This is a genomic window from Pseudomonas sp. L13, assembly GCF_009935965.1.
Lineage (GTDB): Bacteria > Pseudomonadota > Gammaproteobacteria > Pseudomonadales > Pseudomonadaceae > Aquipseudomonas > Aquipseudomonas lactis.
Map to the genome: position 1 here is coordinate 26,181 of NZ_QODJ01000012.1, position 24,122 is coordinate 50,302.

General features: G+C 60.8%; 22 protein-coding genes and 1 pseudogene. 8 read left to right on the forward strand and 15 right to left on the reverse strand.

The features are described from left to right. Positions 1–64: 64 nt before the first annotated feature. The 7 genes from pstS to DK871_RS09185 form a co-directional block, all read right to left on the reverse strand. A complete protein-coding gene (gene pstS / locus DK871_RS09155; RefSeq protein ID WP_044274067.1) occupies positions 65–1,096 on the reverse strand; it encodes a phosphate ABC transporter substrate-binding protein PstS in 1,032 nt (343 codons plus the stop codon). Positions 1,097–1,337: 241 nt separating this feature from the next. After that, positions 1,338–2,138, reverse strand: coding sequence for a hypothetical protein (locus DK871_RS09160; RefSeq protein WP_256677416.1), 801 nt, complete (start codon positions 2,136–2,138; stop codon positions 1,338–1,340). A 180-nt stretch (positions 2,139–2,318) separates the two neighbouring features. After that, entirely contained in the window at positions 2,319–2,702 is a 384-nt protein-coding gene (locus DK871_RS09165) for a nuclear transport factor 2 family protein (protein WP_161904783.1), read from the reverse strand. 30 nt (positions 2,703–2,732) lie between these two features. Continuing rightward, positions 2,733–3,965, reverse strand: coding sequence for an MFS transporter (locus tag DK871_RS09170; RefSeq protein WP_161904784.1), 1,233 nt, complete (start codon positions 3,963–3,965; stop codon positions 2,733–2,735). Positions 3,966–4,067: 102 nt separating this feature from the next. Then, a complete protein-coding gene (locus DK871_RS09175) occupies positions 4,068–4,691 on the reverse strand; it encodes a malonic semialdehyde reductase (protein WP_161904785.1) in 624 nt (207 codons plus the stop codon). A gap of 11 nt (positions 4,692–4,702) precedes the next feature. Then, the gene (locus tag DK871_RS09180; RefSeq protein WP_161904786.1) at positions 4,703–5,698 is read right to left on the reverse strand and encodes a 2,4,5-trihydroxytoluene oxygenase; all 996 of its coding nucleotides are present in this window, start codon (positions 5,696–5,698) and stop codon (positions 4,703–4,705) included. Between the two features lie 128 nt (positions 5,699–5,826). Further along, complete coding sequence (locus tag DK871_RS09185; RefSeq protein ID WP_161904787.1) at positions 5,827–6,693, reverse strand: fumarylacetoacetate hydrolase family protein; 867 nt, start codon at positions 6,691–6,693, stop codon at positions 5,827–5,829. Positions 6,694–6,920: 227 nt separating this feature from the next. Here DK871_RS09185 and DK871_RS09190 point away from each other — a divergent pair, with 227 nt between their 5' ends. Beyond that, positions 6,921–7,541: a TetR/AcrR family transcriptional regulator gene (locus DK871_RS09190; RefSeq protein ID WP_161904788.1), complete on the forward strand. Its 621-nt coding sequence runs from the start codon at positions 6,921–6,923 to the stop codon at positions 7,539–7,541. Here DK871_RS09190 and DK871_RS09195 read toward each other — a convergent pair. The 5 genes and pseudogenes from DK871_RS09195 to DK871_RS09215 form a co-directional block, all read right to left on the reverse strand. Then, positions 7,538–8,461: a transporter gene (locus DK871_RS09195; RefSeq protein WP_161904789.1), complete on the reverse strand. Its 924-nt coding sequence runs from the start codon at positions 8,459–8,461 to the stop codon at positions 7,538–7,540. The genes DK871_RS09190 and DK871_RS09195 overlap by 4 nt on opposite strands. A 23-nt stretch (positions 8,462–8,484) precedes the next feature. Next, positions 8,485–9,906 (reverse strand): OprD family outer membrane porin, encoded by a 1,422-nt coding sequence (locus tag DK871_RS09200; protein WP_161904790.1) that lies wholly within the window; start codon positions 9,904–9,906, stop codon positions 8,485–8,487. A 71-nt stretch (positions 9,907–9,977) separates the two neighbouring features. Next, positions 9,978–10,409, reverse strand: a pseudogene (locus tag DK871_RS09205) (FUSC family protein); the annotation flags it as partial. 73 nt (positions 10,410–10,482) lie between these two features. Then, complete coding sequence (gene ycaC, locus DK871_RS09210) at positions 10,483–11,109, reverse strand: isochorismate family cysteine hydrolase YcaC (protein WP_003191542.1); 627 nt, start codon at positions 11,107–11,109, stop codon at positions 10,483–10,485. A 63-nt stretch (positions 11,110–11,172) separates the two neighbouring features. Further along, entirely contained in the window at positions 11,173–11,862 is a 690-nt protein-coding gene (locus DK871_RS09215; RefSeq protein ID WP_116667448.1) for an isochorismatase family protein, read from the reverse strand. 293 nt (positions 11,863–12,155) lie between these two features. Here DK871_RS09215 and DK871_RS09220 point away from each other — a divergent pair, with 293 nt between their 5' ends. Continuing rightward, a complete protein-coding gene (locus DK871_RS09220; RefSeq protein ID WP_161904791.1) occupies positions 12,156–13,052 on the forward strand; it encodes a LysR family transcriptional regulator in 897 nt (298 codons plus the stop codon). A 66-nt stretch (positions 13,053–13,118) separates the two neighbouring features. On the opposite strand, the gene DK871_RS09225 is transcribed toward DK871_RS09220, so the two are convergent. Next, a complete protein-coding gene (locus DK871_RS09225; RefSeq protein ID WP_161904792.1) occupies positions 13,119–13,577 on the reverse strand; it encodes an Hsp20 family protein in 459 nt (152 codons plus the stop codon). A 226-nt stretch (positions 13,578–13,803) separates the two neighbouring features. Here DK871_RS09225 and DK871_RS09230 point away from each other — a divergent pair, with 226 nt between their 5' ends. Further along, positions 13,804–14,232 carry a glycine zipper domain-containing protein gene (locus tag DK871_RS09230; protein ID WP_161904793.1) on the forward strand — a complete coding sequence of 143 codons (429 nt, stop codon included), beginning with the start codon at positions 13,804–13,806 and terminating at the stop codon, positions 14,230–14,232. Between the two features lie 156 nt (positions 14,233–14,388). Here DK871_RS09230 and treS read toward each other — a convergent pair whose 3' ends face one another. Together treS and DK871_RS09240 are read right to left on the reverse strand one after the other, a co-directional pair. Further along, positions 14,389–16,452: a maltose alpha-D-glucosyltransferase gene (treS, locus tag DK871_RS09235; RefSeq protein WP_161904794.1), complete on the reverse strand. Its 2,064-nt coding sequence runs from the start codon at positions 16,450–16,452 to the stop codon at positions 14,389–14,391. A 185-nt stretch (positions 16,453–16,637) separates the two neighbouring features. Further along, positions 16,638–17,426 (reverse strand): AraC family transcriptional regulator, encoded by a 789-nt coding sequence (locus tag DK871_RS09240; protein ID WP_161904795.1) that lies wholly within the window; start codon positions 17,424–17,426, stop codon positions 16,638–16,640. A gap of 187 nt (positions 17,427–17,613) precedes the next feature. On the opposite strand from DK871_RS09240, the gene DK871_RS09245 reads away from it, so the two are divergent. The 5 genes from DK871_RS09245 to DK871_RS09265 all read left to right on the forward strand — a co-directional run bounded on the left by DK871_RS09245 (position 17,614) and on the right by DK871_RS09265 (position 24,115). Then, positions 17,614–19,239 (forward strand): APC family permease, encoded by a 1,626-nt coding sequence (locus DK871_RS09245; RefSeq protein WP_072434613.1) that lies wholly within the window; start codon positions 17,614–17,616, stop codon positions 19,237–19,239. 11 nt (positions 19,240–19,250) lie between these two features. Then, positions 19,251–20,177, forward strand: a complete 927-nt coding sequence (locus tag DK871_RS09250; protein ID WP_161904796.1) for a 4-hydroxyproline epimerase — start codon at positions 19,251–19,253, stop codon at positions 20,175–20,177. Positions 20,178–20,213: 36 nt separating this feature from the next. Beyond that, entirely contained in the window at positions 20,214–21,161 is a 948-nt protein-coding gene (locus tag DK871_RS09255; protein WP_078803135.1) for a dihydrodipicolinate synthase family protein, read from the forward strand. Between the two features lie 132 nt (positions 21,162–21,293). Beyond that, positions 21,294–22,865, forward strand: coding sequence for an aldehyde dehydrogenase (NADP(+)) (locus DK871_RS09260; protein ID WP_161904797.1), 1,572 nt, complete (start codon positions 21,294–21,296; stop codon positions 22,863–22,865). Between the two features lie 2 nt (positions 22,866–22,867). After that, positions 22,868–24,115 (forward strand): FAD-binding oxidoreductase, encoded by a 1,248-nt coding sequence (locus DK871_RS09265; protein ID WP_161904798.1) that lies wholly within the window; start codon positions 22,868–22,870, stop codon positions 24,113–24,115. Positions 24,116–24,122 lie beyond the last annotated feature (7 nt).

A 24,122-nucleotide genomic window follows, 5' to 3' on the forward strand; every position in this document is an offset into this window, starting at 1 on the left:
CGGAACAGGGGGGAAACGCCCCCGGCGCGGCAAACAGCCCACACCGAGAGCGGCCTCACGGGTGTTACTGAATGTTGGCGGATGCCTTGCGAACCTGCTCTACCACCGATGGCGGCAGCGGGATGTACCCCATCGAGTCGGCGATTTTCTGCCCCTCGGTCAGGCTGTACTCAACCATTTCGCGCATGGCCTTGGCCTTGGCGGGGTTGCCGTTATCCTTGCGGAAGATCATCCAGGTGTACGAGGTGATCGGGTAAGACTTGGCACCGTCCGGGTCCGGCAACCAGGCCACCAGGCTTTCCGGCATCTTCACGGCGGCCAGGGCCTCGGCACCGCTTTCAGCGTTTGGCACTACGTACTGGCCGGCCTTGTTCTGCAACTGGGCGAAGTCAACCTTGGCCAGTTTGGCGAAGCCGTACTCGATGTAGCCAATTGCGCCTGGGGTCTGGCGTACGGTGGCGGTCACGCCATCGTTCTTGGGCGACTTGATGAATTTGTCGCTGGCCGGCCAGTTGACGGTGTTGCCCTCCCCCAGCGCCGTTTTGAATTCAGGGTTGATGGTGGCCAGGTGCTTGGTGAAGACCGCTGTGGTGCCGCTGGAATCTGCACGCACAACCACGGTGATCGGCGTGTCGGTGAGTTTCAGGTCCGGGTTGGCGGCAACGATCTGTGGGTCGTTCCACTTGGTGATCTTGCCCAGGAAGATATTGGAGTAGACATCGCGTGGCAGCTTGAGGCCCTTGGGATTGCCCGGCAGGTTATACGCCAGCACGATTTCACCAGCGGTCATTGGCAGCAGTTGCACGCCTTCGGCGACCTTGGCGATGTCTTCATCTTTCATGGCCGAGTCACTGGCGGCGAAGTCGACGGTTTTATTCAGGAAGTCCTGCACACCTGCGCCGCTGCCCTTGGATTGATAATCCACCGTGACGCCAGCGGTCTTCTTGCTGAAATCCTTGAACCAGGTGAGGTAGATAGGTGCAGGGAAGCTGGCGCCAGAGCCGGTGAGGCGCACGTTTTCGGCGGCGAAGGTCACGGAGGAGGCACACAGGGATACCGTAATGGCGAGTGCTGCGGACTTCATCAAGCTTTTCATTAAAAGGAACTCGTTGTGGTGACGGGCTCCCGAACTGTGAAGCAGGGTTGTTACATTTTTATGAAAATTGAATGGCGAGGTGGCGTTTTGTCCTGCTTTGCCGCCACAGCGCGGTTTTTTTAGGTTATTGGTTAGTAACAAAATACGACGAAAAAACGGCACGCGACGCTTTTTTTGGACAGCGTGAGGTGAGCGTGGAGACATACCGCTCATCTCACCCTGTAACAATCAGGTTTAAACTTTAGAAGTGCCACTCAAGGTGGACCGTCGGTGCATGCGTATCGGTACCCGGTTTATTGATAGCGCCGTACTTGTGTTTCCAGTACTCATAGCCCGGACCGACCAATAGAGTATTTTTGCGACCCCATGCCAGTTGCCCGACATCGACCATCAATGACGCGCGCACCAGGCTTTCCTCGGCTGTATCCTGCTTGAAGTAATCCTTGCCCTTCTCGGTCTTGTAGCTGGCAAAACCCTGGAACTTGAGGGGCACGCCGGCCAGTTGGAACGGGATGCCCCAGACCATGTGCAACACATAGTACGGGTCGAACTGGATATTTTCGGTCTGGCACGCATTCAACCCGCAGTGATTCCACTCCATGGCATACAGCAGGCTGATATCCAGGTAACCGGGCACGTCGAACTTGAGCGTCGGGCCGGCAACCAGCATGCGCTTGCGGGTAGCGAACTCGGTGTCCTTGTAGTTGAGCTCAACCCCGCCGCTCAGGGCCACCTCCTTGACCGGACCAAAGGCCATCGACCGCTCGAACACCTGGCTGAGGAACAGTTGATGGCGGTACACCAGATAGGCCTCGGTCGCACCAGAATCGCTGTCTTTCTTTGGATCGTTACTGTCGGACTTGAGCACGTCCAGGTTGAAGAAATTGGAACCGGTCTCATTGCCGCTGGCATGGCCCAGTTGGTAGATCTCCTTATGGACCTTGCCACGGATGCTGGGTTCGGTGAAGTCGGTACCGTAGCGAAAACCGATGAAGGTATCGCTCCAGTCCTTGGCCTGTGCCGGGCTTGAGATCAGACTCATTGCACCTGCGGTTATCAAAAGAGCCTTGCAATACGTTTTTTGTAATTGTTGTACGTACATGTTCAGGATTCCATCACGTCAAAGGTCCAGCCATCCCGGTTTCCAGGCATGCGCAAGCCTTGCCCGGACGACCACGAGGGCCGGGTTCAAGTTGCCAGGGGTGCTATGGCTTAGCGGACGTTAACCATGGGTATGACGAGTGGATTGCCAGGCAATCATTTGCCAGCCGTTATTGCCCGCCTTCCACACGCTGATGTAGCGCGAGTTGAGGACCATGGGCTCGCCACGGATCACCACGTCCATGTCGATCAGCCCGGTAACGACCACGCATTCCCCTACCCTGCGCATCTGCTCGTCACGGCTGGTGAAGCCGCGATAGCGCCAGACGCCCTCTCGCATGCCCTGCAGGTAGCTGCTCTTGCTGTCGCTCTTGCCGTCCGAGTGGCTGTAGGTCAAGTCCCGGGTATAGATACTTTCCAGGAAGTCCATATCGCCCTCGACCATGGCCTGGCGGCGGCGCAATTCCAGGGTTTGGATCTGCTGTTCTGCGCGTTGCTCTGACATCGTTTGATACTCCAGTGTTGATCTCAGACTTCAGGAATCCGTGGTTTTCAGCGCCCCTGCCGCGCGAGCAGGCACGTCTGACTCCACCTGGGGCATAAACAACAACGTGACGGTGGCCAAGGCAAAGAAACCGGCGCACACCAACAGACCCCACGCCAGGCTGTAGTGGGTGGCTATACCACTGAGCAGGAGCGGCGCAAAAGCCGCCAGGCCCCGGCCAAAGTTGAAGCAGAAGCCCGCGCCGAGGGTGCGTACCCGCGTGGGGTACAACGCACTGAAGTAGGAGGCAAACAAACTGGCAAAGGCATAGAAGAAGGCATAGATCGGCCCTAGCCAGAACAGGATGGCGTTATCGGTGGTGAGTGCATAAATCGACAACATCAGCGCGCTGCCGAGCAATGACAGGAGCGTGGCGTTGCGTTTACCGATGTGGTCAGCGATGAAGCCGAAAGCATTGATACCGATAAAGGCGCCGATGTTGAGGATCGCCATAAAGTTGGCCATCATCCCAATGTCCAGTCCGCGCTCCTTGATCAAGTAGGTGGGCAACCAAGTGCTCGCCCCCCAGAAGCCAATCACCGCAAAACTCGCCGCCAGGGTACCCAGCAGGGTCAGGCGTAGCAGTTCGGGGGAAAATATTTCGCGTACCGAGACATGCTTGTGCTGGCTGGGGCCGGCCATGTTGCGGGCTTTCTGCGCGCTCCATTCCGGTGACTCAGGCACAAAGAAAAACAGATACGCCAGCGGGATCAAGGTGGAGATCCCCGCCACCATGAACAAGGTTTGCCAGTCTGGCAGGTAGCTGGCCGCCACCATTGCCGCGATGGCGGCGCCAATCGGGAATGAACTCAACACGAACCCGATCGCTCGTGCCCTCTGATGGGCAGGCCAGGTTTCCGTTACATACGCTGAGACAATCCCCCAGACCCCGCCCAGGCCCAGCCCGGACAGAAACCGCAGGAGCAGGAGCAAGCCCCAGTTGTGCGTGGTAGCGACCAGCGTGGTTAACACGCCGAACACGATCAACGAGATCAGCAGGGCTTTGCGTCGGCCGTAGTTGTCGCAATACCAACCCGTGGTAACGCCGCTCAAACCGATCCCCAGCAGGGTTGCCGAGGCGAGCATGCCAGCTTCATTGAACGTCAGGCCCAGGTCCTGGCGGATCACCGGGAGTGCGATGGTGAGCAGGATGATCTCCATGGCGTCAAACAGATACGCAAGGAAACCGCCGATAAGTACATGCCATTTGGATAGAGCTCGCATTGCAGGTTTCCTTATTGTTGTTGTTTTGCAAGGCCGATCGACACACGTGATGCATCGCAGCACGCTTGATCGGCCTGGAGGATTACGGGTGCGGCCAGTCAGTTACAGCAGCGCGCAGGCCTCGTCGAAGCCCAGCCGCGGGTTACGGGCAAAGAGTTTTGCGGGGTCGCCATAGCCGAGGTTGCACAGGAAGTTCGTCTTGATCTTCATCCCGGCAAAGGCCTGCATGCCCTCGGCCTCTGGAGCAAAGAACGTCTGGTCGACCTGTGCGGGGTCAAACCCGGACATCGGCCCGCAGTCGAGGCCCAGGGCCCGGGCCGCGAGGATGAAGTAGCCGCCCTGCAGCGAACTGTTGCGAAACGCCGTGGATTCAAGCAAATCCGGCTGGTTGGCAAACCAGTCGCGTACTGTGGGGTTGTGCGCAAACAACCTGGGCAACTGCGTATGGAACTGCGTGTCGTAGCCAATGATTGCCGTCACCGGGGCGCCCAGGGTCTTCTCGACATTGCCGGCGCTCAGGGCTGGCAGCAAACGTTGCCGGGATTGGGCACTGCGCAAAAACACAATGCGCGCCGGGCAGCCGTTGGCGCTGGTCGGGCCCCAGCGCATCAGGTCGTAGAGTTCCTTGAGGGTGTGATCATCCACCGGTTTATCCAGCCAGCCATTCTGGCTACGGGCCTGGCGAAACAACTTATCGAGCACCTGCTCGCTGATTACCTGACTCATGGCATCTGTCCTCAACTGCGTCGTTGACGGTCTGAAGTCGACCGGGGCAAGGTCTGTTCGGCGGCACACTCGCCGCCCAGGAAGAACTCCACCGACATCGGCGGGCCCCACTGGTAGAGGCTGGCGTCGCACGCCTGGGTGTAACCCGAGGGCGAGTCCTGGTTGAACAGGTCGCCATCGGTGAAGTGCTCGATAAGGTTGCCGGACGGGTCCCGCCAATAATCGAAGATCTGGCTGCCCAGCATGTGCCGCCCTACCCCCCAGAACGGCGACCAACCTTGCAGGGTCATCCACTCGTGGCCCAGGCACTGCGCGTCAAAATCCTGCACCTCGAAGGACACGTGATGGACGAAGTCCTTCGGTGCCTGGAACAAGGCGATGGTGTGATGGTCAGTCCAGGCGCTGCCACGGTTCAGCCGCAGGAAGGCCGCGCTCGGGCGGTCCCGGTCAGGCTCTTCGACCACCAGGTCCGAAGGCAGCATGCCGAGCATTTGCTGGTACCAGGCCAGGTGCTGGGGCATGTCCTGCACGCCAATCGCCGCATGGCCCAGGCGCAGGACTTGTGCCGCGCCCTTGCCGGGCCGCTGCACGTCGCCAAAGCGTTGCTTGTGATGGGCCGAGTTGAGCGTCAGCGCAGCACGCTGGGGCAGCGTGCCCACGGCTTCGATACCGTGGACCAGCTCGATGCGCCGCCCCGAGGGATCATGCAAGGCGACGTACTGCCCTCCTCCCGGGCCTTCCAGCGCCTGGATCGCTGAGGCCCCCGGCAGCCGGGTAGCCTGGTGCAAGTCATCGGGGCTTTCGACGGCGAACGCGATGGCGCCGAAGCTGGCTTCAACTGCCTTCTCGGCGATGTACACGTAGGGTAGCGAGCAGGTGCCGCGAAAATACAGGCGCTGCTCGGTGCGGTGCATGACCACCAGGCCGAAATCGGTCAGGAATCGTTCGACCACCCCAAGGTCGGGATGACGGTAGAGCACATGGTTGATGTCTTTGATCTGCAGCACGGTAGTTGCTCCTGGGCATTCAATGGGCAGGACAACCGGTGGTCAAAACCAGGGCAGCCGGGATCGCTGCCCACCGCAGTGACGGTGAATCGGTTGTGCTGCGCGCTCGAAAAAACTGAGGCGTGGACTCAGGCCGCTGAAGGCTCGTCGACGATCAGGTTGCTCAAGGTGCCAAGGCCTTCGATCTCCACGGTGCAGAGGTCGCCAGGCTTCATGAACAGTGGCGGGCGTCGCGCCCAGCCAATCCCTGCCGGGGTACCGGTGACGATCACGTCACCGGGTTCCAGGGTCACCGCTTCACTGAGCACGGCGATCAGTTCGGCGACCCCAAAGATCATGTCGGCGGTATTGCCCTGCTGCACCACCGTGCCATTGAGGCGGGTCACCAGGTTGAGGCCAACCGCCCCTGCTGGCAGCTCGTCTGCACTGACGAAGGTCGGACCAAACGCGCCGGTGGCGTCGAAGTTCTTGCCAATGGTCCATTGCGGCGATTTGAACTGGTAATCGCGTACCGAGGCTTCATTGAAGATCGCATAGCCCGCCACATGCTCCAGGGCCTGCTCGCGCAAGATGTGCCGGCCACCGGTGCCGATCACTACCGCCAGCTCTCCTTCGTAGTCCAGTTGTTCGGAGACACGCGGTCGCAGGATGGGTTCGCCATGGCCGATCAGGCTGGTGCTGAAACGCGGAAAAAAGGTCGGGTAGGTCGGCTGTTCGTACGGGCTTTCCTTGGTGTGATCGGCGTAGTTCAGGCCGACACACACAATTTTGCCCGGGCGCTCCAGCGGGGGCAGGTAACGCAGCTTCGATGAATCGAGCAAACGGGCGTCGCTCAAGCGCTGATGGGCCGCTTGCAGCGCGTCTGGACCGGCCTTGAGCAAGCTCTCCAGAGTACCCGGATAACCACTTTCCTGTTCGGTCAAACCTCGCAGTGCGCCTGCTTGTTCAATGGCCAGGCCTTTGATGGAGCCTTCCAAAAAATGTACGAAACGCATGATCACTACCTCTGTTGTTGTTATAGTTCGGTACGGTACGTTACCGTACCCTTTTGCCGAAAATGCGCCCAAATAAATAACTCGTCAAGGGTCATCAACGTGTTTTTTACAAAAAACATTCCGGGACAATCGCTTGATTCGTCCCTCTGCGTGGCTGGAAGGCTTGCGCAGAGCGGCGTAGGCTAGGAGAACTTTTGAATTGTTCTTTTCAGGAATAGCCGAGCCACATGCAAACCCCTACCCCGAGGCAAGCAGCAAAGCGTCAAAGTATTCTCCAGGCTGCGACTGATATGTTTCTCACAGAAGGCTATTCAGGGGTCAGTGTTGACGGGATCATCGCCAACATTGGCGGCTCCAAGCGCACGCTCTATGCCTACTTCGGCGGCAAGGAAGGGTTGTTCGCGGCGATTATCGAGCAACTGTGCGCAGAAAACGTCAGCCCACTGACCCACATGACTCTCGCCCAGAAGCCCCTACCGGAGGCGCTGACGACCATTGCCCGGGTCTTTCTCGATGTGGTGCTGTCGCCTCGCACCCTGGCCCTGCACCGCCTGATCGTGTCCGAGGCCCTGCGCGCGCCGGAGGCTGCAAAGTCGTTCTTCGAGGCTGCTCCCGCCACGGCCTATAACTGCCTAGCCGATTACTTCACCTGGGCCGAAGAAGCCGGGCTGGTCATCCCGGGCAACCCACAGACCCGTGCGAAGATCTTCCTCGATGCATTGACCGGCGACCTGCAGTTGCGCTGCCTGCTCGGGCTTAGCCCATGCCCTGGAAAAGCCGCACGCGAGCATCTGATCAGCGAGACCATAGCGATTTTCATCAACGGGTTGTCAACTGACAGGCGCTAGAACCCATGAAGGTAACGTAGCGTCAATTGGGTGCCCTGCGCGCGGTTTTCAGCGCCACTTTCAAAGTACAGATTGGCGAAGAATGTCTGATTTCCCTGCTGGTACATAACCCCTGGCCCGATCCCTGTCACCTGTTCCCTGGAGTCACGCTGGCGATGCCCATCAATGCGGTCATCGCTGATCTGATTGAGTTGATAGCCTGCAACGCCGATACGCCACTTTTCGGCAACGGCATAAGAAACCGACAGGTTGCTGTGAAACGCCTCTCCCGGCTGGATACTGCCGGCTTGCAGGACTGACGCCGGATCGTTATTGCGGCTTGACCACGCATAATTGAAGCGACCACTGACCTCCAGGCGGTCAGTCAACTCCCAGGTGAACACGTAATGGGGGTTGACCACCCAGACATTGCTCCCGGTATTGAGGCTCGAATCCTTGTTATAGGAACCCGTCGGCAAGGAGAACACGAAATTCAAGCGCTGCCAGTACGGGCGGCCGAAGAACGACACCGGGGCCCATTGCAACAGAAACGGACTGACGATCATGTCACCCTGGCGCGTCCGTCGTTCCTTGGGGCCCTGATCAATATCTATCTCCAGGTTCACCAGTGGCAGCAGCACTTCGGCGCCATAGTTCGCCCCCAGCAAAGTCTTGTCACTGAAGTAAGCCAGGTGCGGCAGGACCGTGGTGCTGTGCACCTGCTGCCGCCCCGGCAGTGCATGGCCATGGGCATCGTAAGCCGAGTTGCTGCGGTAATACTGCACCGGTAACTCGAACAACGCACCAGGGCCGGCGACCCCATCCATGAAACTGGCATTGCCCAGGGCCAGGGGCGGCAGACTGACGCTGTCAGCCTCGCTCGTGGCGCAGGCCAGTGCCGAGCTGATGCCCAGCACCCGAATCCATTGGGTTTGACTCATACAACACCTTCATTGAATAACGACTAGAAAACACTGAATGGGTAATCGACAATCACCCGGTACTCATCGGCGTTTGAATTGCCACGGGTGTTGCCCGGTGCGGTATACCCCTGTGCTGAACGGTGTGCGGCCCAGCGCAGGGTGATATTCAAGCCTTTGGCCTTGCCGTCTGGCACGGCATAGCGCAGGGCGACGTCCCGCTCCCAATGGTGTGCATCTTTGCCGGCGGCGTTATAGATGTAGCCGTAGCCTGCGCTATTGGGATCGACCCGGGTCAGGTCCGCTTCACCGCGAGTGTATGAAGTGCTGAGCTGGAAATCCGGCGCGTTGATAAACGCAAGGCTGGTCTGGTATTGAATCTTCCAGGACTTTTCGCCAGGTGCATTGAAGTCTGCGTATTGCTGGGAGTTGCCCAGGTAAAGGAAGGTCCGGTCGTCCTGCACCATGTAGTCAAACGGCGTGTCGCCGTCCACTTTCTGCAGCCCCAGGGTCAGGCTCTGGCCTGCGCCGGACAGCGTCAGGCCACCGCTATAAGTGTTGTTGTCGATATAGCCCAACTGGCGCTGGCCCTGATCGCGGGTTTTGAAGTAACGCAGGTACGGTGTCAGCGTAAGCCCAGGCGTTAGCTTGAATGGCTGGCTGACCCCGGCGTAGTACTGGTTCCAAATATCACTCAATTGGCCGCCGTACAGGGTCAGTGTTATCCCGCCAGGCACCGCGTAGACGCCACCCAGCCAACTCATGGACGCGCTTTCACGATCAGCGGCCACCCCAACCTTGTTGCCGGTGCCGTAACTGGTGGTCAAGTGGCTTTGACCGCTCTGGTTGCGCTGGCGTGTTGAGTCGATCCAGCCAGTGTCCAGTGTCAGGTGTTCCAGGCTGTAGTTCTTGAGCGTGACACCGCGAAATGTCTGGGGAAAGACTCGGCTGACGCCACTGGCGATCAGCGGGTTTTCAAGGTACTGATCGCCAGCCTGCATCAAGCTGTCAAACCCGCGCAACTTGAGCGCCGCCCCCGCAGCCGAGAAGTCAGACTCCGGCGCGCCTTTTGAGTCCAGCGGCAGCAAGCCGGCCCCGCCGCTGCCCCCTCCTCCATCCAGCTTGAGCCCATAAAAACCATGCACGTCGAGCCCGACGCCAATGGGTGCGTCGGTGTATCCCGAACGAAAGGACAAGTACACGCCCTGCACCCATTCGCGCTGGTCACGCCTGGACGGTGTGTTGTGGTTATCGCGGCCCAGGTAGTAATTGCGCAGCAAGCCGTTAAGAGACGAGCCGCTGACAAACCCCGGCGTGACCGACAGCTCAGCCTTTTGGCGCTCATTGATACCGGTGCTGAGGTTATCTCTCTGGTCCATGGAGTTATCGGCATAGGCCCCTGTCGCCGACAATGAGACAGTCAGCGAGATTGAGACCCTTATAAGCCGGCGCAATGACACACTCATCAGCGTTGCTCCTGTTGTTCAAGTACCGTCACCGTCGCCGTAGTGCCTGGTCGCAGGCGGTACTTGGCGACTGGAAAGGTCGCCATCAATGAGCATAGGATCCCGACCAGGATCATCCCTGCCCGGGCGCCAACTCATGCAACTTCGATCCAAATCAATCCGCATACGAGCAAGGCAAGAAACGCACGGGCAGCGTTTATTCCCGCCAGGTGCCAGTCCAGGTACAGCGGGTTACTTCGTCTCTGGCGGTACAGGCAGTTGGCCGGACGGCCCTCCTGAATGGCATCGCTCAGTTGCAGGATCTCTTGCAGTTGTTGCAACAGCCTGGCCGGTTCCCAGCGCAAGGCTCACGCCAGGGCGCGTAACGTGCCGGTTGCGGGCCCATCACGTTGTTCGACTTTGTTGGCCAACGGGTCAAAGCGTTGTTGCAACCCGCTAAAGCGCTGGCGCGCCTGCGTCGATAATGAACGCCCCGCCACTGCCAGCTCATCCAGGAACGCCAGCCACAGCGACAACGCACCTGGTCCTGGGTTGTAATGAGGACTGCCTGTCGCAGCACAGCCCCCATGCTCGGGCTTACTTGCCTTCAGTCAAGGCGTTGTAGCTGGTGAACAGGTTGCGGTAGTCCGGAATGTGGTTGGAGAACAACGTCCCCAAGCCCTCGATGTCGTTGCGCCAGTCACGGTGCAGCTCACAGGCCAGACCAAACCAGGTCATCAGTTGCGCGCCGTTGGCCGACATGCGGGCCCAGGCGGACTGCTGGGTCAGTTCGTTGAAAGTGCCGGAGGCGTCGGTGACCACGAACACTTCAAAGCCTTCGGCCAGGGCCGACAGCGCCGGGAACGCCACGCACACTTCGGTCACGACGCCGGCAATGATCAACTGCTTCTTGCCGGTGGCCTTGATGGCCTTGACGAAGTCTTCGTTGTCCCAGGCGTTGATCTGGCCTGGGCGCGCAATGTAAGGCGCATCCGGGAACAGGGCCTTGAGCTCGGGCACCAGCGGGCCGTTGGGGCCGGTTTCGAAACTGGTGGTGAGGATGGTTGGCAGCTTGAAGTACTTGGCCAGGTCAGCCAGGGCCAGCACGTTGTTCTTGAACTTGTCCGGGTCGATATCACGGACCAATGACAGCAGGCCAGCCTGATGGTCGACCAACAGCACTGCAGCGTTGTCTTTGTCCAGGCGAACGTAAGGTGTAGACATCATCATTACTCCTGATAAGAAGGTGCGTCCTGAAATAGACGCACCTCAAAGTGCCAACCGGATTTACTTGCGCTGTGAGTCTAGTTCTTCGTGGTTGTTTGCCACTTCCTGGGCCTTGATGTAGCTCTCGATCAGAAGCTGGTAGTGCGGCATGGCCTGGGTGTAGACGTTGGCCCACTCCTGAGCATCCGGGCGGTTCCAGGAGCCTTGCAGCTCCGACAGCGTGCCCATGATGTCGATCGGCACCACGCCGGCCTGGGCCAGCCGTGCGACGGTCAGGTCGGTGGCCAGTCTGGAGTGGTTGCCCGAGGCATCGACCACCGCGAACACCTTGTAGCCTTCATGCACTGCCGCAATGGACGGAAACGCCAGGCACACGCTGGTCAGGGTACCGGCGATCACCAGGGTCTTCTTGCCGGTGGCTTTGACGGCGGCATGGAATTCGGGGTTGTCCCACGCGTTGATTTCGCCACGGCGGGCCACGTACTGGGCGTGCGGCGCGGCTTCGTGGATTTCCGGGATCAACGGGCCGTTGGGGCCCTGCGGCACCGAAGCGGTGGTGATGACCGGTATTTTCAGCAGCGTCGCGGCCTTGGCCAGCGCGATGGCATTGGCGCGCAATTGAGGAACATCAATGTCCTTGACGATCTGGAACAGACCACTCTGGTGGTCGATCAGCAACATGGCGGTGTCAGCGGGGTCAATCGTCGGCTTTTGACCATTGAAGTTTGCAGCGTTACCTGATGCAGTCATTTGCATTTCCTCTTGCTTGGCGATACCTCCCTGGCGTGGTGCGCCGGAACTGCGTCCGGCAGTGCCTGTGCTTCCTGTACAGACACGCTTGGGCCGCGACCTGGACGTGTGTCAGCAGGCCCACCCAAAAAAACAGTGGAACCACCTTAGTCATCGCGTTCGAGGTTAGGTAGTAGCTGAAACGGGCCGCTCCATCCCATAAATGGAACGATGCCACTGCACGGTGGCAAGGGCACTTGGACGTGCCGGTGGTTACAATGCGATCATCGGCTCATTTCCAGGCAGGTGCCTTCATGGACATCAAACAACTTAAATTCCTGATCGCGCTGGAGCAGACCCGCCATTTCGGCCAGGCCGCCGCCCGCTGCAACATCACCCAGCCCACTCTGTCGATGCGCCTGCGCAACCTGGAGGAAGAACTGGGCCTGGAACTGGTGACCCGCGGCCAACGCTTCGAAGGCTTCACCCAGGCCGGCGAACGCGTGCTGGCCTGGGCCAGAACCCTGCTCGCCGCCCACGACGGCCTGTTCGCCGAAGCGGCTGCGTGTCGCGGCCAGTTGGTCGGTAACCTGCGCCTGGGCCTGGTGCCACTGAGCGGCTTCAACCCGATCAGCTTCATCCAAGGCTTGTCCCACAGTTTCCCGGAACTCAAGTTCAGCCTCACCTCCATGAGTTCGGACAAAATCATCGAAGCCCTGGGCACCAACCAACTGGACCTGGGCGTGTGTTACCTGGACCACGTGAGCCCCAACTACCTGGAATTTTTCGAACTGGGCGAAACCCGTGTCGGCCTGCTGTACGACACCCGCCACTTCCACTTCGAAGGCACGCAGATGAGCTGGGAAGAAGCCGCCGAATTGCCCCTGGGGATGATCAGCAATGGCATGCATTATCGAAAATCCATCGACCTGAGTTTCCGCAGCCGCGGTCTCGATCCCCAGCCAATTCTGGAAAGCGACTCCACCTATCAACTGTTCCAGGCGATTCACGAAGGCTTCTGTTGCGCGATCATGCCGTTGGACAGCGGCCTGGAAAGCCCCATCGAGAACCTGGCGTTTATTCACTTGCCGGATGCCAGCGTCCTTGCCCCCCTGGGCATGGTGATGCGCAAGACCGAACCGCGCTCGGCCATCGCAGAGAAATGCTTTGCCGAGGCCCGGAAGTTGTTTGCGCCCAATACCCAGGCCTAGCGGGCCTGGGTTTGCAGCGCGCACAAAAAAGGCGCTCCGCAGAGCGCCTTTTTACCGCCGATTGTTTTACTGCAAGCTGACCTGACGCAGCTCGGGTTTGGCCTCACCACCAATCATGATGCGTTTTGGCTTGGCCTCTTCAGGCACTTCACGCAGCAGGTCGATGTTAAGCAACCCGCTGGTCAGGGATGCGCCACGTACTTCGATATGGTCCGCCAAGCGGAACGACAACCGGAACGCACGTTGGGCAATGCCCTGGTGCAGGTAAGCGACCTTATCGTCGGTTTCGCGTTTTCCGCCAGAAACCGTCAATACACCCCTCTCGACCTGGATATCCAGATCCTCCTCGGTCAGGCCTGCCACGGCGATTACGATGCGGTACGCGTCGTCACCGTGCTTTTCCACGTTGTGAGGTGGATAGGAATTCGGAGCCTCGCTGCGCAGCGCCGACTCGAACAGGTCATTGAAGCGATCAAAGCCCACCGATTGACGGAACAGTGGGGCCAACGACAGGGTAGTAGCCATTTTAAAATCTCCTGAGTTTCTCCAAGTGATTTAGTACGCGACCCGGATTCGGCATCGCGTGATCAAAAATTTATGGACGCGCAAAAGGAATTCAAGAGGGCTGGAAAAAAATTTCTTGTGCAAGGGGCGATCACCGAAGCCCAAGCGTTGCGGCGTGTGCTCTAATCAAACTGCCAGGCGTGCTTTAACCCGTGAGCGCCTGAGACAGCCCTTGAGGTACAAAAAAATGAAAATGACATTCCCGGCCCTGGCATTGGGCATCCTGATCTCCCAAGGGGCCTTGGCCGCTGGAGATGGTACCGCGGCGCTGGGAGGAGGTGTCGGCGGTGTGTTGGGCAATGTGGTGGGCCAACAGCTCGGCGGCTCGACCGGTGCGGCCATCGGCGCAGGCGTGGGTGGCGCAGCCGGGAGTGCGGTGGGTGCGCAAAAAGGTAATAAAACCGAAGCAGCGATTGGCGGCGGTTTGGGTTCGGCGGGCGGTTCGCTGATTGGTAATCGCCTGGGCGGTACTACCGGGTCGACCATCGGCGCGGGCGTGGGTGGCGCAGCCGGTGGCGCGCTGGGTAACAACCTGGCCGATGACGAGAGCAGTCATCGTTCGGGTGGTGGCAAGCACAAAGGCAACAAGCATAAGCACAAGAACAAGCACCACTGATCCTCTGGCTTGCCATGTAGGAGCGAGCTTGCTCGCGAAAAACTCACAGACGCCGCTTTTATTCAGGAAGCTCGCGTTATCGTTGACGTTTTTCGCGAGCAAGCTCGCTCCTACAGTAGGCGATGACGTTTACGGTTTGCCAGGGCCAATATCCCTTTACATCGGCGTGCTGCTCACCACCCGCAACGCCAGCCCTTCATAAGCGTCCAGCGTGATCGTGAACGCGCCCTCCTCGGTCAAATCGCCTTCCACCCGCTCATTGATGATATCCACCACCGGCCCCGGTGCGATGTTGGGCAGGTGCAGGGTTTCGGTGATCGGCGTGGCACCAAAGTTCAGCGCAGTGATTTGCGTGCCCTTACCCGCCGGCAATTCGTGAACCATGATCAGCAAGCCTGGGTGCTCGACATCCGGCACCAGGATCTGGCGGCTGGCGGCGATGTCGTAGGCGCGGCGCACGGCGAGGATTTTTTGCAGTTGGGAGGCAAAGGAATCCGAGTCCTGCAGCTGGCTGTTCAGGCTGCCGTACAGGCTTTTGGAGCGCGGCATTTGCCCCGCCGACAGTTCGGCCTCGGGGTTCAGGTCTACCAGATCATAGGCACCACGGTGGATCCAGCGCGTGTCGCCATCGGCCATCAGGTGCGCCACGTCTTCGGCCGCCAGCGGCAACGCGCCCACCAGGTCCCAGCCGGACAAGGCAAACACCCCAGGTTGCATGGCGTTGTACATCACCAGCAACAAGTGGATCTGGCGTATCTGCTGGATATCTGCCGGGGTGATCGCCTCCAGGTCACGAATCCCCAGGGCGGCGGTGATGATACTGGCGGTGGTGCAGGACACGCCGTTGGTCACGAACTTGAGGTTATACGGCGCATGCTCGCCGGTCAGGCGTTCGTACATCTGCTCGCGGATATGCTCGCGCAGGATGTTGCCGGGGAAGGTCTGGCCCTGGAACAGGAAACTGTCATGGGCGTGCAGCGTCCAGAAATGCACGAGCTCCAGGGTCAGTTCATCGTGGTTCTGTAGCGCATGAATCAGCGAGCCGGGGTCGATGCCCAGGTTGTGCATCTGGCGCAGCATCAGGCGCAGGAACTCGGTGTCGCCCATCAGCAATGCATGCTGGTAGGCCGGCCGGGTGATGAAGTCATAAGACAAGTCGGCGCCGCCGTGGGACATGGACGCGATGTCATCCACGGTAAGGTTGAGCTCCTGAAAACTGAACCCGCCCGCCTTGCGAATGGCGCCGCCGAGTAACTGATTGCCGGTGATCGACAGCGGATGGCTTTCGGACCAGGCCGTGCCATCGAGCTTGCGCTCCACGCCGAGAAAGCCGTTGGCATCCAGGCGCAGGATTTTCGCGCCCATCACATCAATGGCGTGCAGCGCATCACCGATGATCATCTGCTGCGCGGCAAACGAAGGGTCAAGCCAGTTCAGCGACGGCTGGCCTTCCTTGAAGTAATGCAGGTATACCCAGCGCCGCGACTTGCCATCTACGCCGAGCACCACCGGGGTGGCGCTCCAGTCGGTTTCCTTGACGCCGGGCTCGAAGAAAATCACCCGCTGCAATTGGCCGACGATGTAGTGCTTGTCGCGCAGCGCGTCTACCTGTGAGGGGCTGAGGTTTTGTGCATCACGCCCGTCGGCCACGTCGGGCAGCAACGGCCAGTCTTCCTCGCGGATTTCGACCATGTGGTAGAGGCCCGGATAGTCCTCATACGCCATTTCTGCCAGGCGAAAGTCCGCGCCCTTGCCGGTGTGGGACGGGATCACATCGTCGATGATCACCGCATTGTGGGCGGCAGCCATGCGCGTCAACGCCTGTAACTGAGCCTCGGTGCCCAGTTGCGGGTCGATGTCAAAGCTGATGCGGTCGAAATTACCGTCAATGGTCGGGGTGTGCTCGGTGCCAGACAAGCCACCGGACTTCTTCAACGGGCCGTTGTGAATACCCTGGATGCCGATCTTCGACAGGGTATGCCACAGGGTTTCGTCCCCCAGCGCTTCCAGCACGGTGCCGCCTTCGCGGGTGACAATCGACGCGGGGTAAGCAGTGAACCACACCGACGACAAGGCCGAAGCGTCACGCGGCCGGGTCTGTGCATAAGGCTGCTGCCACAGGCGGCCTTGCCCCGAATACAGCTTGGCCCGCTGCCGCGCTGCGTGGAGCATGGAATGTTGCACCAGCCAGTTCACATGATCGTTGTTCGCCGCGGTCATAAGCTCGGTACCTGTGGTGGTGAAAAGTGTCGGTGTAAGCATATGAGGGGCGTGCGCGCCATTCGTTGCATCGCAATAGAACGCTTACCCTGTAGGAGTGAGCTTGCTCGCGAAAAACCCACTGGCGCCGCGTTGATTCATGACGCCCGCGTTATCGTTGAGGTTTTTCGCGAGCAAGCTCGCTCCTACAGAAGACATTCACCTGCACTGCCGCCTTGTGTGGCTTGCCGGTACTGCCTTGGGGTGAAACCTGTAGAGGATTTGAACTGCCGGGTAAACGCGCTGTGATCGGTGTACCCGCATTGCAGCGCCACCTCGGTAATTGGCAGCTCGGTATGCAACAACCGCCGGGCATGTTCCAGCCGGACTTTCTGGATCATTTGCCGAGGCGTGAGGTGAAACACGCGCTTGCAGTAGCGCTCCAGTTGCGCCACGGAAATCCCGGCAATGCGGGTCAATTCCCCCAGGGTGACACGGCGGTTGAAGTGGCTGCGGATGTGTTCGTCCACCGCCGCCAGACGCTGATAGGCCGGGTGGGTTTCACTGGCTGATTGCAGGTCTACCGAGATCCCGGCCAGGCCGATGATCGCACCGAACTGGTTGTACAGCGGCCACTTGTGGGTCAGGCACCAACCGGGTTCGCGGGTGCCGTAGAGGTGCAGTTCGAGCTGTTCCTCCAACACCAGGCCCTGCTTGAGCACGCGCCGGTCCTGCTCGGTATAGCCGGGGCCCAATTGCGCGGGAAACACTTCGGCGCTGGTCTTGCCCAGCAGTGGTTGCAGTTGCTTGAGGCCGCAGCGTTGCACCAGGGTGCGGTTGGCGAGCACATAGCGGGCGTCGATGTCCTTGATGAAAATCGCGGCATTGGGCAGTACATCGAGCATCGGCAGCAACTGCTCTACCCCGCTCAATAGCTGCTCGATGCTGTGGGGTCGGCTGCCCTGGAAAAGGCTCGCGAACGCGCTCTGCAACATGACTTTATCTGCCCTTTTATTCGTCGACAGCCAGCAGATTGAGGCATGGGGCGAGCGCTGTCGAGCGCAGTAAATTGTGCTGAATTCGTCATCCATCGCCGCATAAAACATCAATCGTCAGCCAGGCCTGTGGGTTCAGGATAGCGCCACTGCATGCCTATCCAATAACTCACAAGAAGGCGCCGCTATGTCAGGCCAAGGCAAGTTCAAGAAACAGCTGTCACTGATGGACCTCACCTTTATCGGGTTGGGGGCCATCTTCGGTTCGGGTTGGTTGTTCGCTGCCAGCCACGTGTCTGCCATCGCAGGCCCGGCGGGAATCTTTTCCTGGTTGCTCGGGGGGTTCGCTGTGCTGTTGCTGGGCATTGTCTACTGCGAACTCGGCGCCGCCCTGCCCCGCGCTGGCGGCGTGGTGCGCTACCCGGTTTACTCCCACGGCCCGCTGCTGGGCTACCTGATGGGCTTTATCACGCTGATCGCGTTTTCCAGCCTGGTGGCGATTGAAGTAGTCGCCTCACGCCAGTATGCGGCAGCCTGGTTTCCCCAACTGACCAAGGCCGGCTCCAGCGACCCGACCACCCTGGGCTGGCTGGTGCAATTTGCCTTGCTGTGCCTGTTCTTTGTGCTCAATTACCGCAGCGTGAAGACCTTTGCCATCGCCAATAACCTGGTGAGCGTGTTCAAGTTCATCGTGCCGTTGCTGGTGATCGGCGTGCTGTTCACCTTCTTCAAGCCTGCGAACTTCCAGGTGCATGGCTTCGCGCCGTTCGGCTTGTCGGGCATCGAGATGGCCGTGTCCGCAGGCGGGGTGATCTTTGCCTACCTGGGGCTGACGCCGATCATTTCGGTGGCCAGCGAAGTGAAAAACCCACAGCGCACCATCCCCATCGCCCTGATCCTCTCGGTACTGTTGTCGACGGCCATCTATGTGCTGCTGCAAACCGCATTCCTCGGCGGCGTGCCTACCGAAATGCTTGCCAATGGCTGGGCCGGCATCAGCAAGGAACTGGCCCTACCCTATCGCGATATCGCCCTGGCGCTGGGCGTGGGCTGGCTGGCCTACCTGGTGGTGGCCGATGCGGTGATCTCCCCCAGCGGCTGCGGCAATATCTACATGAACGCCACCCCGCGCGTGGTGTATGGCTGGGCGCAGACCGGCACCTTCTTCAAGATCTTCACGCGCATCGATGAAAAGTCCGGCATCCCGCGCCCGGCGCTGTGGCTGACCTTTGGCCTGTCGGTGTTCTGGACCTTGCCGTTCCCGTCCTGGGAAGCGCTGATCAACGTGGTGTCCGCCGCCCTGATCCTCAGTTACGCCGTGGCCCCGGTAACCGTCGCCGCCCTGCGCCGCAATGCACCGGACATGGCGCGCCCGTTTCGGGTCAAGGGCATGGCGGTGCTGGGCCCGCTCTCCTTCATCATCGCTGCGCTGATCGTGTACTGGTCGGGCTGGAGCACCGTGTCCTGGCTGCTGGGCCTGCAAATCCTGATGTTTGTGGTGTACCTGCTGTGTGCACGCTGGGTGCCGACCGCGCACCTCAATCTCAAGCAACAGGTGCGCTCCTCGGCCTGGCTGATCGGCTTCTACGCCGTGACCATCCTGCTCTCCAAACTCGGCAGCTTTGGCGGTATCGGCGTGATCAGCCACCCGTTTGACACCCTGGTGGTCGCGGCCTGCGCCCTGGGCATCTACTACTGGGGCGCCGCCACCGGCGTGCCTGCCCACTTGGTGCGCCTGGAGCAGGAAGAGGACGAAAGCGAAGCCGTCAGCGACGCGCACTACAGCGCCCCACTGTCCCCGACCACCCACTGATGGAGCGCCTTATGAAACGGCTGCACGTGATTGACTCACACACCGGCGGTGAACCTACCCGCCTGGTCATGAGCGGTTTCCCCGCGCTGGTTGGCGACACGATCGCCGACCAACTGCACCACCTGCGGACCCACCACGATCAATGGCGCCGCGCCTGCCTGCTGGAGCCACGGGGCAACGATGTACTGGTGGGCGCGCTGTACTGCGCGCCCGTCACACCGGGGGCGACCTGCGGGGTGATCTTCTTCAACAACGCCGGCTACCTGGGCATGTGCGGCCACGGCACCATCGGCCTGGTTGCCTCGCTGCATCACCTGGGGCTGATCCAACCGGGCGTGCATAGCCTTGACACGCCGGTCGGCCCGGTCGCGGCCACCTTGCACGAAGACGGCAGCGTGACCCTGCGCAATGTGCCCGCCTACCGCTATCGCAAGCAGGTACCGGTTGAAGTGCCTGGGCATGGCGTGGTGCTGGGCGATATCGCCTGGGGCGGCAACTGGTTTTTCCTGGTATTGGACCACGGCCATGAGCTGCAGATGGATAACGTGGACGCCCTGACCGACTACACCTGGGCGATGCTCAAGGCCCTCGAAGCCCAAGGCATCCGTGGCGCAGACGGTGCGCTGATCGACCATGTCGAACTGTTCGCCGACGACCCCCACGCCGACAGCCGCAACTTCGTCATGTGCCCTGGCAAAGCCTATGACCGCTCCCCCTGCGGCACCGGCACCAGCGCCAAGCTCGCCTGCCTGGCCGCCGACGCAAAACTGGCCGCAGGAGAACCCTGGGTACAAGCCAGCATCACCGGCAGCCAGTTCCTCGGCCGCTATGAGTGGGACGGCGAACACGTACGCCCATTCATCACCGGCCGTGCCTACATGACCGCCGACAGCACCTTGCTGATCGACGAACAAGACCCGTTTGCCTGGGGCATCTGAGCCCTTGATCAATTCAACTGAAATGGAGTTAGCACCATGAGCGACAACATCTTCACCGGCTGCATGCCCGCCCTGATGACCCCTTGCACCGCCGAACGCCAACCGGACTTCGACGCCCTGGTGGCCAAGGGTCGCGAGCTGATCGACATCGGCATGAGTGCCGTGGTGTATTGCGGTTCCATGGGCGACTGGCCGCTGCTCACTGAGGCCCAGCGCCAGGAAGGCGTAGCGCGCCTGGTGGCGGCGGGTGTGCCGACCATCGTCGGTACGGGGGCGGTGAACAGCCGTGAGGCCGTATCCCACGCAGCCCATGCCGCCAAAGTCGGCGCCCATGGTTTGATGGTGATTCCCCGCGTGCTGTCCCGAGGGGCTTCGGTCACTGCGCAAAAGGCTCACTTTGCAGCGATTCTCAACGCCGCCCCCAACCTGCCGGCGGTGATCTACAACAGCCCCTACTACGGTTTCGCCACCCGCGCCGACCTGTTCTTCGAACTGCGCCGCGAACACCCGAACCTGATCGGCTTCAAGGAGTTCGGCGGCGCCGCCGACCTGCGCTACGCCGCCGAAAACATCACCTCCCAGGATGACGATGTGACCCTGATGGTCGGCGTCGATACCCAAGTGGTCCACGGCTTTGTCAACTGCAACGCCACCGGCGCCATTACCGGCATCGGCAATGCACTGCCCCGCGAAGTGCTGCAACTGGTAGCCCTGAGCAAAAAGGCCGCCAAGGGCGATGCCAAGGCGCGTCGTCAGGCCCGTGAGCTGGAAGCTGCGCTGGCGGTGTTGTCGTCGTTCGACGAAGGCTGCGATTTAGTGCTGTATTACAAGCACCTGATGGTACTCAACGGTGACCAGGGTTACGCCCTGCACTTCAACGAAACCGACGAGCTCAGCGCGGCCCAGCGCCGCTATGCCGAGCAGCAGTACGCGCTGTTCCGCCAGTGGTATGCCAACTGGTCGGCAGAACAAAACGCTGCTTGATTTCTGTAGGAGCGAGCTTGCTCGCGAAGATCGTTAACGATAACGCGCTCAGCCTGAATGAACGCGTTGTAGGCACGTTTTTCGCGAGCAAGCTCGCTCCTACACCGCCCCTCTGTTTTCCAGGATTTCACCATGACTCTGACAGGCAAGATGCTGATCGGTCAGCAATCCATCTCCGGCCATCGCGATGCGATCCGGGCGATCAACCCCGCCACCCACACCCCACTGGAACCCGCCTACGCTGGCGGGGATGAGCAGCACGTCGAACAGGCCTGCGCACTCGCGTGGGCCGCGTTTGACGCTTACCGCGAAACCACCTTGGCAGAGCGCGCCACATTGCTTGAAACCATCGCCACCCACATCGAGGCCTTGGGCGATGAGTTGATCGAACGCGCCTGCGCCGAAACCGGCTTGCCTCGCGCACGCATTGAAGGTGAACGCGGCCGTACCTGCGGGCAACTGCGCGCTTTTGCCCGCACCGTGCGCCTGGGCGAATGGCTCGACGTGCGCGTCGATACTGCACAGCCCCAGCGCCAACCCCTGCCCCGTGGCGACCTGCGCCAGCGCCATATCGCCCTCGGCCCGGTAGCGGTGTTCGGTGCCAGCAACTTCCCCCTAGCCTTCTCCGTGGCGGGCGGTGATACCGCATCGGCACTCGCCGCCGGTTGCCCGGTGATCGTCAAGGCGCACAACGCGCACCCCGGCACCAGCGAACTGGTGGGCCGCGCCATTGCCCAGGCGGTCAAACACTGCGGCTTGCCGGAGGGTGTGTTTTCACTGCTCTACGGTGCGGGTAACGAGGTGGGTATCGCACTGGTGAGCGACCCGCGCATCAAGGCTGTGGGCTTCACCGGTTCGCGCAGTGGCGGCATTGCCCTGTGCCAAGCGGCACAGGCACGCCCGGAGCCGATTCCGGTGTACGCGGAAATGAGCTCGATCAACCCGGTGTACCTGTTTCCTGCCGCGCTTGAAGCCCGCAGTGAAGCCATGGCCGAAGGGTTCGTGGCGTCGCTGACCCAAGGCGCCGGCCAGTTCTGCACCAACCCTGGCCTGGTGATTGCCCTGCAAGGCGTCGCTCTGGACCGCTTCATTCAGTCAGCCAGTGACCGGCTCTCGGGTTGCCCATCCCAAACCATGCTCACACCGGGCATCTTCAACGCCTATGAAAACGGCGTGAAGACCCTGGCCCAGCACGCCAACATTGCCGCCAAGGGCTCGCCAGCGACGGGGCCGAACCAGGGCCAGGCCCATCTGTTCGTGACCCAGGCCGAAGCATTTCTGAACAATGAACACCTGCAAGCCGAAGTCTTTGGCGCCGCCTCGCTGGTGGTGGAGTGCCGCGATGTCGAGCAGATGCGCCAGGTGTCCGAGCACCTGGAAGGTCAACTCACCGCCACCCTGCATATAGATGACCACGACCTGCCACAGGCCCGGGCACTGCTGCCGGTGCTGGAGCGCAAGGCTGGGCGCCTGCTGGTGAACGGCTGGCCGACTGGCGTAGAGGTGTGCGACGCCATGGTGCATGGCGGGCCCTTTCCGGCGACTTCGGATGCCCGCAGCACCTCGGTGGGCACGGCGGCGATCCTGCGGTTTCTGCGCCCGGTGTGTTACCAGGATTTCCCGGACGCCTTGCTGCCCACTGCCCTGCAGCACGACAACCCGCTGCGGCTGCGGCGCCTGCTCGACGGCCAGCGAGAAGCTTAACCATGGCCGATCCCAATCAAGCAGACATCGTAGTGGTCGGCGCCGGCATTATCGGCGTCGCCTGCGCCTTGCAGTTGGCACGCCAAGGTCGCCAAGTCGTAGTGGTCGACGCCCAGGCACCCGGCATGGGCGCCTCCTACGGCAACGCCGGCCACCTGGCAACGGAGCAAGTGTTCCCCATCGCCGACCTGTCGATCCTCAAGCGCTTGCCCGCCATGCTCCTGGACCCCATGGGCCCGCTGCGCCTGGACTGGGCCTACCTGCCCCGCGCCCTGCCCTGGTTTATCCGCCTGTTGCTCAACCTGCGGCCAACGCGTTATCAGCGCACCGTGGCGGGCCTTCGCGCGCTGAACGAAGGCAGCCTGGGCGCGTGGCAACGCTTGCTGCAATCGATTGGTCAAACACAATTGCTGCGTGAAGACGGTTCGCTATTGGTATTTGAGCGCGCCGAATCCCGCGCTGCATTGGATGCATTACAGCACCGCATGACCCAGCAAGGCGTCGCCGTGGACTTCTGGAGCGGCGATGCCGTGCGCAAGGCTGCGCCGCAACTGAGCGACGCGATACAAGGCGGTTTGTTCTTTCCCGTTACCGGGCACTTTCTGGACCCGTACACGGTGGTTGACGAAGTGGTGAACGCGGCCAAGGCCGAGGGGGTGCGATTTCTTCAGCAACGCGTTCTGGATGCGCGCCTGGAGGGCAGCGGCGTTTCCCTGATGACCGACCAAGGCGTAATGACAGCGCAGCAAGTGCTGATCGCCTGCGGCGCCCATTCGGCCAAACTCACCGCCGCACTCACCGGCAAACAGGTGCCACTGGACACCGAACGCGGTTACCACCTGATGCTGCCCCACGAACAACAGCGCCTGCCATTCGCGGTCACTTCGCTGGAGCGCAAGTTCATCATGACGCCCATGACCGGTGGCCTGCGACTGGCCGGTACGGTCGAATTCGCCGGCCTCGACCGCCCGGCCAATATGCAACGCGCCTGGCAGCTGCACCGGTTGAGCAAAGGGCTGTTCCGACACGACTTGAGCGACAGCGAAGCCACGCCCTGGATGGGGTTTCGCCCTTCCCTGCCCGACTCGCTGCCGATCATTGACCGGGTGTGCGAGGGCAAGGTACTGCTCGCGTTCGGTCACCAGCATCTGGGGCTGACACAGGCGGCGGTGACGGCCGAGCGGGTTGGACAGCTCGCGGCGGGTGAGCGGGTGCCAGAGCTACAGCCTTATCGGCTGGATCGTTTTTGAAAACGCC

Bases quoted from the DNA above. Each gene is read 5' to 3' on its own strand.
- treS (WP_161904794.1), bottom strand. From the start codon at position 16,452: ATGACCGCGGCGAACAACGATCATGTGAACTGGCTGGTGCAACATTCC.
- DK871_RS09260 (WP_161904797.1), top strand. From the start codon at position 21,294: ATGACTCTGACAGGCAAGATGCTGATCGGTCAGCAATCCATCTCCGGC.
- DK871_RS09195 (WP_161904789.1), bottom strand. From the start codon at position 8,461: ATGAGTCAAACCCAATGGATTCGGGTGCTGGGCATCAGCTCGGCACTG.
- DK871_RS09220 (WP_161904791.1), top strand. From the start codon at position 12,156: ATGGACATCAAACAACTTAAATTCCTGATCGCGCTGGAGCAGACCCGC.
- DK871_RS09170 (WP_161904784.1), bottom strand. From the start codon at position 3,965: ATGCGAGCTCTATCCAAATGGCATGTACTTATCGGCGGTTTCCTTGCG.
- DK871_RS09165 (WP_161904783.1), bottom strand. From the start codon at position 2,702: ATGTCAGAGCAACGCGCAGAACAGCAGATCCAAACCCTGGAATTGCGC.
- DK871_RS09230 (WP_161904793.1), top strand. From the start codon at position 13,804: ATGAAAATGACATTCCCGGCCCTGGCATTGGGCATCCTGATCTCCCAA.
- DK871_RS09160 (WP_256677416.1), bottom strand. From the start codon at position 2,138: ATGAGTCTGATCTCAAGCCCGGCACAGGCCAAGGACTGGAGCGATACC.
- DK871_RS09245 (WP_072434613.1), top strand. From the start codon at position 17,614: ATGTCAGGCCAAGGCAAGTTCAAGAAACAGCTGTCACTGATGGACCTC.
- DK871_RS09265 (WP_161904798.1), top strand. From the start codon at position 22,868: ATGGCCGATCCCAATCAAGCAGACATCGTAGTGGTCGGCGCCGGCATT.
- DK871_RS09175 (WP_161904785.1), bottom strand. From the start codon at position 4,691: ATGAGTCAGGTAATCAGCGAGCAGGTGCTCGATAAGTTGTTTCGCCAG.
- ycaC (WP_003191542.1), bottom strand. From the start codon at position 11,109: ATGTCTACACCTTACGTTCGCCTGGACAAAGACAACGCTGCAGTGCTG.
- DK871_RS09250 (WP_161904796.1), top strand. From the start codon at position 19,251: ATGAAACGGCTGCACGTGATTGACTCACACACCGGCGGTGAACCTACC.
- DK871_RS09200 (WP_161904790.1), bottom strand. From the start codon at position 9,906: ATGAGTGTGTCATTGCGCCGGCTTATAAGGGTCTCAATCTCGCTGACT.
- DK871_RS09225 (WP_161904792.1), bottom strand. From the start codon at position 13,577: ATGGCTACTACCCTGTCGTTGGCCCCACTGTTCCGTCAATCGGTGGGC.
- DK871_RS09215 (WP_116667448.1), bottom strand. From the start codon at position 11,862: ATGACTGCATCAGGTAACGCTGCAAACTTCAATGGTCAAAAGCCGACG.
- DK871_RS09255 (WP_078803135.1), top strand. From the start codon at position 20,214: ATGAGCGACAACATCTTCACCGGCTGCATGCCCGCCCTGATGACCCCT.
- pstS (WP_044274067.1), bottom strand. From the start codon at position 1,096: ATGAAAAGCTTGATGAAGTCCGCAGCACTCGCCATTACGGTATCCCTG.
- DK871_RS09190 (WP_161904788.1), top strand. From the start codon at position 6,921: ATGCAAACCCCTACCCCGAGGCAAGCAGCAAAGCGTCAAAGTATTCTC.
- DK871_RS09185 (WP_161904787.1), bottom strand. From the start codon at position 6,693: ATGCGTTTCGTACATTTTTTGGAAGGCTCCATCAAAGGCCTGGCCATT.
- DK871_RS09240 (WP_161904795.1), bottom strand. From the start codon at position 17,426: ATGTTGCAGAGCGCGTTCGCGAGCCTTTTCCAGGGCAGCCGACCCCAC.